Origin of the sequence: Novosphingobium resinovorum (genome assembly GCF_036352595.1) — a bacterium.
In the GTDB taxonomy this organism is placed as follows: Bacteria; Pseudomonadota; Alphaproteobacteria; order Sphingomonadales; family Sphingomonadaceae; genus Novosphingobium; species Novosphingobium resinovorum_B.
In genome coordinates this window covers 1-1,455 of the sequence record NZ_JAZFAX010000103.1, presented here as the reverse complement: position 1 = coordinate 1,455, position 1,455 = coordinate 1, and the positions used below count along the sequence as shown (strand labels likewise).

Below are 1,455 nucleotides of genomic sequence, written 5' to 3'. Positions count from 1 at the left end.
GTAATTGCTCACGGGGTCAGCAATTGGGCTCTGATCAGGCGACCACGAACCTGCCGTCGACGAGTTCGCGGATAGCTACGAGGGCCGATTTGCCGCTGAGACGGGCGGTTCCGGTGACGGAGCGATATCCGGCGTGGATCTGGGCGCCCCAGTCGGAGCGGAAGCCGTTGGTGACCTTGCGGAACACGACCGAGGGGCGGATCTCGCGTTCTGATATGTTGTTGGTCGCAGGGACGTCGCGGTTGGTGAGGAAGACGAAGAACTTGCCCCGCCAGGCCTTGATTTGTTTGAGCAGAACACGTCCCGCCGGGTGCGCGACAGGCATCTGTACCAGGCGGGTCAGCAGATTGTCGGCCTTCGCGGCGTAGGCGGCCAGCGTCGTGTCCTTCAGGCTGCTTCGTCGCTTGCCGATCCGGATCGCCCAGCGCAGGTGGTCGCGGATTTTGGGGGCGAAAGCGGTATCCCCGCAGTCGATGGCATACTGAACATCGCGCAGGACATGGGCGAGGCAGACCTGATGCTCTTTGCCCAGTTCCTGCTGTCCGGCGTAGCGATCGGAGACCCACACGTCGGGTTGATGGCCACCCAGCACCTCGTCGACAACACTGCGCGCCCGGCGCGGGGCGATCTTGTGCAGGACCGCGTCTTTCGAGAGGAAGACCCATTGCCAATGGGCAATGCCGTTGGTGCGCGTGGACGTCTCATCGGATGCGATGATCCTTGCCGTCAGCAACTTGTCGGTGATCGCCTTCGTGGCTGCTGTCATTCCGGCCTGCATGCGCCTGAAGGCGTTGGCGATTGCCCCTTGGGAGATCGTGAGGCCAAACAGTTCCGCAGCAATGCGCGACAGTCGCTCGAAGCTGACATGGTGGCTGTGATGCAGATAGGCCAGCAGCGAGCGGATGCCAGGGCCAAACGGCGTGCCCGGCTCCATGCCCGCCGGCGCCTCGGCGCGGTAGCGACGGCCACATCCCCCGCAGCGCGCACCGAACAATTCGATGCGGGTCACAATTGGGCGGATCGGCGGCAGGTCGATATGATCGTAGCGGTGACGGCAATGCTGGGTCTGCGAGGAAACATCGGTCCCGCAATGGCAGCAGCTTGCCGCCATGACGCGTTCGGTTTTGTCCGGCGTCTCGGCCAGTGGGCGGTGCTTGCCTTCGCGCGGCGGCCGCTTGCCAGTCCTGGGCTTACCGCCTTTGCCGCCCCGCTTGCCGAAGTCGTCCTTTGAAGGCGGAATATGCGAATTCTTCGAGGTCTTGCGCGGCTTGCCGACCAGTGATTCCAACTCGGAAATCCGTGCTGCCATCCGCTCGATCATATCGTGCTGAGCAAGCAGCAGCTCGTTCTTCTCGGCCTCGGTCAGAACATGAAGCGGCGGTGGCGGCATCCGTAGGGTGAATCAGCCAATCGACCTCCGCGCAACACTTTTCTGCCAACCCCGTGAGCAATTAC

Annotated in this window: 1 protein-coding gene; it reads right to left on the bottom strand. The window is 63.0% G+C overall.

Annotation, left to right across the window (positions count from 1 at the left end):
* Positions 1–34: 34 nt before the first annotated feature.
* Positions 35–1,390 (bottom strand): IS66 family transposase, encoded by a 1,356-nt coding sequence (gene tnpC / locus V2S85_RS27065; RefSeq protein WP_330705870.1) that lies wholly within the window; start codon positions 1,388–1,390, stop codon positions 35–37.
* Between the last annotated feature and the right edge of the window lie 65 nt (positions 1,391–1,455).

What these genes read in the sequence shown, in the direction of transcription:
- tnpC (WP_330705870.1), bottom strand. Translation starts at nt 1,390, where the DNA reads ATGCCGCCACCGCCGCTTCATGTTCTGACCGAGGCCGAGAAGAACGAG.